Genomic DNA, 6,690 nt, shown 5'->3' on the forward strand with positions numbered 1-6,690 from the left:
ATGTATGGTTGATGAACCCAACAAGGTAGATCAGGTCTCCGTCACCAGCGACGGAGCCTATGTGCTCACCATCCAGGACCACTGGGACTGGGAGGTGGACTTCGATCATGTGCAGGTGCTGGAGGACAAACTGAACGCCTATCTCGGCTTCATCGAGGGCGGCCAGATGGAGGAACTCTATCCGGCGTCGGTCCGGTTGCCGCTTGAGATCGACATCCAGTTCCAGTTCGCTCCCAGCGAGCTGGGGCTGCAGTTTCTGGACGCCGCGAAGAAGACGATTGAAGAGGGCGGCTACAAACTCACCTGGAACATCGCCACACAAGCCGATGCCTGACAAGCTACCGGGGGCCTGATACCTTCATCTCACCATGCGCCCATCGTTCACGCTCGGCATTGAAGAGGAGTACCAGACTGTCGACCCTGAAAGCCGGGATCTTCGCTCGCACATCGCCACCGAGATGCTGGCCAAAGGCAAGCTCCGGCTGGAAGAGCGCGTGAAGGCAGAGATGCATCAGTCTGTCGTTGAGGTAGGCACGCGCGTCTGCGGCAATATTGAAGCGGCTCGCGAAGACCTCTACGATCTGCGGCGCAATATGATCCGCCTGGCCGAAGAGCATGGCCTGCTGCTGGTTGCGGGCGCTACGCATCCCTTCGCTGACTGGCGTGTACAGGAGATCTATCCGGATGACCGCTACAAACGCGTCGTGGAGGATCTGCAGCTTGTCGCTCGCGCCAATCTCATCTTTGGCCTGCACGTCCATGTCGGCATCGAAGACCGCGAGGCGGCGATCCGCATCATGAACTCGATGCGGTATTTTCTACCGCACATTCTGGCGCTGAGTACAAACTCCCCGTTCTGGCTGGGGATGGAGACGGGCTACAAGAGCTATCGCGCCAAGGTCTTTGAGAACTTTCCGCGAACCAACCTTCCTGACAGCTTCGCGAGCTACTCGGAGTTCGAGAGCTACGTCAACCTGCTGATCAAGACCAATACCATCGACAACGCCAAGAAGATCTGGTGGGATATCCGTCCGCACCCTTTCTTTAATACCGTTGAGGTGCGCATCTGCGACATTCCTCTACGTGCGGAAGAGTCGATTGCCATCGCCGCGCTGATCCAGGCTACGGCCGCTAAGCTCTACAAACTGCACGAAGCCAATGTGGACTTTCGTCAGTACAGCCGTGCCCTGCTGATGGAAAACAAGTTCCGCGCCGTGCGGTACGGCCTTGACGGAAAACTGATCGATTTTGGGAAAGAGGCCGAGGTGCCGGAGCGGGATCTGATCCGCGAGTACCTCGCCTTTGTTGATGATGTTCTGGACGAGTTGGGCTCACGAGCTGCGGTCGAGGAGCTCCATAACATTCTGGAACGGGGTTCCGGCGCCGACCGGCAGCTTGCCGTCTTTCGGCAGACCGGGAGCCTGCGCGCGGTCGTGGATTACATGGCGGCAGAGACCAGGGCCGGTTTGTAACGAATTGATGACAATCAAATTTTCTGTTCACTCCTCTTTCCAGAAAATTTAATCAGGCGTACATTTGTCTTCAGACGAGCAGTTTCTGTACCAACCTGCAGTCTTTTGTGAGGGAAATACCCATGAGCTCAATCTTCGACGTTAATCCCGCAGTCTCTCGCCGCAACTTTATGCGTCTGTTCGGCGCTGGCGCTGCGGCCGCAGCCACGCTTCCTAACTTCTCGCAGACCGCATTCGCGCAGGCAGCTGGCCAGACTGCCGGCCGTCGCGGTATGGGCGGCGAGCGCCCGATGATGGATAAGGACGTCATCGTGATCTCCTCGAACGAGAACCCGCTTGGACCGGCTCCTTCGGCTCTTGCCGCTGTAGCGCAGGCAGGCCCCACGGGCGGCCGTTACGACAAGTATGGCGTTACTATTGGCGTGGTAAAGACCCTCTCAGAGCAATTCGGTCTTAAGCCCGGCTATGTGCAGCTCTATCCCGGTTCCGGCGGTCCGCTGGATATGGCGCTGATGTCGAACATCGGCCCCAGCAAGGGCCTGGTGACCGCTGATCCTTCCTACGAGCAGGGTTCGCGTGCTGCCCAGAAGCTGAAGGCTCCGCTGAAGCAGGTTCCGCTGAACGCCAAGTACGAGCACGATGTGAAGGCCATGCTGGCGGCAGATCCGAACGCCGGCGCCTACTACATCGTCAACCCGAACAATCCGACCGGCACCATGACGCCGAAGGAAGACATCATCTGGCTGATCAACAACAAGCCCAAGGGCTCGGTTGTGATCGTCGATGAGGCCTACCACCACTTCTCCACCCATGAGTCGATCATCGACCAGGTTGCCGCAGACAAAGACGTTATCGTTCTGCGTACTTTCTCGAAGATCTACGGCATGGCCGGTGTGCGCGCTGGTTTCGCCATCGCCCGCCCGGATCTGCTGGAGAAGTTCGACACCCTTTCGCCATCGGTCAGCCTGCGTCAGGCCGCCTCGGTCTCGCTGCTCTCCGCTGCTGCTGCCGGCGCCAGCCTGCGCGATCCTGAGTTGGTTCCGCTGCGCCGCAAGATCAACACCGACATCCGTGAAGCCACGCTGGAGTTCCTGGATAAGAAGGGATACAAGATCGTTCCCGGCTCCCAGGCCAATATGTTCATGGTGGACGTCAAGCGTCCTGGCCGTGAGTTCCAGCAGCTCATGATGAAGGAGAAGATCGCGATCGGTCGAACATGGGCCGCCATGCCGACCCACGTTCGCGTCACCGTCGGCACCAAGGACGAGATGGACAAGTTCCAGACAGCTTTCGTCAAGTGCATGGATGTTCCTCCGGGAGCCGCTAATGCCTCGCTGCACTCGGAGCTCTACATCCCGAGCGAACTGCACCGCGCCTGATCCTGGCGTCCCAAACCCGGAAACGAACCCCGGCTTCGGCCGGGGTTCTTCTTTTCATCCGCCTGCAATGTCGTTCACAATGCCTTAAACTTGGAGTAACGCCATGATTCAGACGGCCCCACAGCAGCAGCCCCTCCTCTCGATCTCGTTTCCCGCCGAGTTCACGCCCGGCGCCCGCTCCGCAGTGCGCACTTGCCTGCGTGTTCAGCCGGAAGAAAAAGTCACTCTCATCACCGATGAGAAGTGTCTTCCCATCGCTGCCTCCATCGCGGCAGAGCTGGAATCCCTGGGCTGTACCTGGAACGCCTTTGTTTTAGAACAACTTGCGCCCCGGCCGCTGGCGAACATGCCGCAGGCGGTTCTGGACGACATGGAAACCTCCCAGGTCTCAATCTTCGCTGTCGAGGTACAGCCGAACGAGCTGCGCAGCCGCATGCAGATGACCGACGTGGTGAATCGCCAGGGAATCCGCCATGCCCATATGGTGAACATCACCCCCGAGATCATGACCCAGGGCATGCGCGCCGATTATCAGGCGGTCGATGCCCTCTCCCAGGCTGTGCTGGACCGGGTGCGGAAAGCGACCTACGTGCGCGCCACCACCCCGGCTGGAACTGACCTGCATGTGGCGCTCTCACCCGAGTACAAGTGGTTCAAGACCTCCGGCATCATCTCGCGGGAGAAGTGGGGCAACCTGCCCGGCGGCGAGTGCTTCACCGCGCCGGGAGAAGTGAACGGCGTCTTCGTTGTGGACGGCGTTGTCGGCGACTTTCTCTGCGCCCGCTACGGCATCCTGGAGCACACCCCGCTCACGATCTGGATCGAGGGCAACCGCATCCGCCGCGTGGCCAGTGACAACAAACAGCTTGAGGAAGACTTCTGGGACTACACCCACACCGACGGCAACTCCGACCGCGTCGGCGAGTTTGCCATTGGCACCAACATCGGCGTCACTAAGGTGATCGGCAATATTCTGCAGGACGAAAAGTTCCCGGGTATCCATATCGCCTTCGGCGATCCCTATGGGGCGCACACTGGCGCGCCTTGGAGATCGTCAACGCACATTGACGTCGTGGGCCTGCACTTCAATATCTGGCTGGGCGATGAACATGGGGAGACCCAGATCATGCAGAATGGCGAGTTTCTGATTCAGCCCTAGACTAAATGTCGGCCAGAACGCGCTCGATTTTGAACATGAGGCAACCATTCGGGAGTGGGAACTCTTCTACTGCAATGCAGTTTGGGAGTTCCCTATGCGTCAACCTCTTCTGCTTTCGGTTCTCCTCTTTGGAGCATCCGCTGCCTTAGCCTCTCAAACCATACCGAGCTTTGAAGTGTACGGTACCAACTCCTGGACCGTCGCGCCCTCTTATGCTCTCGTTCGCGGGGACTTCCACAATGCCGGCAAGCAGGACGTTGTCTATGTGGGTAGTACGCAATCCCAGACGGTGTTTACGATGTTGACCGGGAACGGCGATGGCACCTTCCAGGCTCCGCAAACAGTTGCTTCACCAGGCACTTTTACAAACGATCTCGCCGTGGCTGACCTAAACGGAGACGGCAATCTCGACCTGGTGGCAGCTACGAACAACGCGCTGCAAGTGTTCTACGGCAACGGTAATGGAACCTTTCAGGCGGGGGGGCAGTACACAACAATGTGGGCTCCGCCAACGGCAGCGGAATCGACGATATTCTCGTCTCGTACTACTGCGACCCCAGTGTGCCTCTGGGCACCTCCCAAACGTTATCCTGCACCGGGATCGACATCTTCTACGGGATGGGCAATCAGACATTCATCCATCGCACTGCGGTCACCGATCCGCCCGATCTCGCGGGCAGCACGCCTTGGCCAGTCGATGTAAATGGCGACGGCATTATCGACATCGTAGCGGCGGGCTACCACAAGCAGATCGATGGCTACGCGGGATTGATGGTGTGGCTGGGCAACGCCGATGGCACATTCCAGCAGACACCGCAGTATTACTTCGCAGATACCGATAACGCCGGAGACATCGTCCCTGGAGACTGGACCCGCAATGGAATGATGAGCTTCATCATGTTGGGGGGCGCAGGAACAGAGGTATATATCAACGGTAGCGATCGCGCCGGGTGCAGCACTTACACCATCAGCCCTTCCGTGACCGTATGCCAGCCGGTAAACAACACCTACGCGTCGAGCCCGATGACGGTGCAAGCCAACGGCTACGACACCACGCCCATGACCGCGATGCAGGAATACATCGATGGCACACTCCAATACTCGAAGCCGGTGACGAGCTTCGATACAGCCTTCAACCTTAATCCAGGCACTCACCTGCTGGTGACCAAGGGCTGGGATCAGAGCGGTGTCAGCTTTGTGGCCGACCGTACCATCACCGTCTTCAACGGGAGTCCGTACCCGACTTGCGCCGCGGCTTTTGGCTCAGCCAACATCTGCCTGCCTTCGGGCACGACGAGCAACTCACCGGTGCACATCCTCGCCAACGGAGCTACCGACAATATCCCCACCGCAGCGCAACTCTACATCGACGGGAACCTGGTGGTGAACAACACGACCGGGGCTACCTCCTATTTGGACACCACCCAAAGTCTGTCCTCTGGAGAACATTTCCTCGTCTTCAAGATGTGGGACGGGAATGGAGGCGTTTACCAGGCCACGAAGACCGTCACGGTCAACTAAAAATTAGCTATAGAGCATTGTCTCTAGAAGGCACCATTTGGTGCGCACCCTGCCGCGCGCCTGCCCGAAGACAGCACGTTATTTTCCTCTTCAACACCACCGTTTTCCCCCTGTCGCTTGCATCTCATACAATCGCGAGATCGAGATATTGCCAAAGGAGCGATGCGTGAACTTCAACATTCTCGGCAACTCAGATATGCAGCTTTCCCCCATCGGATTCGGCGCCTGGGCTATCGGCGGCGGAGGATGGGCCTTCGGCTGGGGCGCGCAGGAAGATAAGGACTCCATCGCTGCCATCGAGCGCGCCCTCGATCTCGGCGTCAACTGGATCGACACCGCTGCCGTCTACGGGCTGGGACACTCGGAAGAGGTTGTCGCCAAAGCCCTTCGGAAGTCTGCGCACAAGCCGTGGATCTTTACGAAATCCAGCATGGTGTGGGATGACAAAGGCAACATTACCAACTCCATGAAGCAGATCAAGCGGGAGTGCGAAGACTCGCTGAACCGCCTGAATCTCGACGTGATCGATCTGTACCAGATTCACTGGCCGAAGCCGGATGAAGAGATCGAAGAGGGTTGGACGGCCATGGCGGAGCTGCAGCGCGAGGGCAAGGTGCGCTGGATCGGCGTCTCGAACTTCTCCGTCGATCAGATGAAGCGTGCCCAGAAGATCGCTCCCATCACCTCGCTGCAGCCGCCCTACTCCATGCTAAAGCGCGACTACGAGGCGGAGGTGCTTCCCTTCTGCCGTGAGAACGGCATTGGCGTCATCAACTACTCGCCCATGCAGAGCGGGATGCTCACCGGCAAGATGACCAAAGAGCGCGTTGCCCAGATGCCGGACGACGACTTCCGCAAGCGCGCCCTGAACTACCAGGAGCCGAAGCTCTCGCAAAACCTCAAGGTCGCGGACAAGCTGAAGGAGATCGGAGCGAAGTACGGTGTCACCGCCGGCGTCATCGCCATCGCCTGGACGCTGAAGAATCCTGCGATTACGGCGGCCATTGTCGGTGGACGCAATCCGCAGCAGGTGGAAGAGACCGCAGAGGCGCTCGACTTCGTTCTGCCGGACGAAGAATACAAAGCAATCAACGACTATCTACAATCAAACGCATAGCCTTTGAGGCTCTGCCCGTCCTCTGGACGAGCAGAGCTACAC

6 protein-coding genes and 1 pseudogene are annotated in these 6,690 nt (G+C 58.6%); all 7 read left to right on the forward strand.

All coding sequences use genetic code 11. From position 1 onward, the window contains the following. A partial coding sequence (locus AB4043_RS20320) for a DUF6572 domain-containing protein (protein WP_442307916.1) occupies positions 1–334 on the forward strand: 334 nt, incomplete at its 5' end. 34 nt (positions 335–368) lie between these two features. Next, positions 369–1,472 (forward strand): carboxylate-amine ligase, encoded by a 1,104-nt coding sequence (locus AB4043_RS20325; RefSeq protein WP_442300134.1) that lies wholly within the window; start codon positions 369–371, stop codon positions 1,470–1,472. Positions 1,473–1,594: 122 nt separating this feature from the next. Then, positions 1,595–2,851 carry a pyridoxal phosphate-dependent aminotransferase gene (locus AB4043_RS20330; RefSeq protein ID WP_442300135.1) on the forward strand — a complete coding sequence of 419 codons (1,257 nt, stop codon included), beginning with the start codon at positions 1,595–1,597 and terminating at the stop codon, positions 2,849–2,851. A gap of 103 nt (positions 2,852–2,954) precedes the next feature. Next, a complete protein-coding gene (locus AB4043_RS20335) occupies positions 2,955–4,010 on the forward strand; it encodes an aminopeptidase (RefSeq protein ID WP_442300136.1) in 1,056 nt (351 codons plus the stop codon). Positions 4,011–4,104: 94 nt separating this feature from the next. After that, positions 4,105–4,491 (forward strand): annotated as a pseudogene (locus AB4043_RS20340) (FG-GAP repeat domain-containing protein); the annotation flags it as partial. 17 nt (positions 4,492–4,508) lie between these two features. Then, positions 4,509–5,531, forward strand: coding sequence for an FG-GAP repeat domain-containing protein (locus AB4043_RS20345; protein WP_442307917.1), 1,023 nt, complete (start codon positions 4,509–4,511; stop codon positions 5,529–5,531). Between the two features lie 166 nt (positions 5,532–5,697). Next, on the forward strand, positions 5,698–6,648 hold the full coding sequence (locus AB4043_RS20350) for an aldo/keto reductase (RefSeq protein ID WP_442300138.1): 951 nt from the start codon (positions 5,698–5,700) through the stop codon (positions 6,646–6,648). Positions 6,649–6,690 lie beyond the last annotated feature (42 nt).

The sequence above is a fragment of the Terriglobus sp. YAF25 genome (assembly GCF_052113305.1).
In the GTDB taxonomy this organism is placed as follows: domain Bacteria; phylum Acidobacteriota; class Terriglobia; order Terriglobales; family Acidobacteriaceae; genus Terriglobus.

Excerpts from the sequence above, each read along its gene's own strand:
- AB4043_RS20325 (WP_442300134.1), top strand. The coding sequence starts at position 369 with ATGCGCCCATCGTTCACGCTCGGCATTGAAGAGGAGTACCAGACTGTC.
- AB4043_RS20330 (WP_442300135.1), top strand. The coding sequence starts at position 1,595 with ATGAGCTCAATCTTCGACGTTAATCCCGCAGTCTCTCGCCGCAACTTT.
- AB4043_RS20335 (WP_442300136.1), top strand. The coding sequence starts at position 2,955 with ATGATTCAGACGGCCCCACAGCAGCAGCCCCTCCTCTCGATCTCGTTT.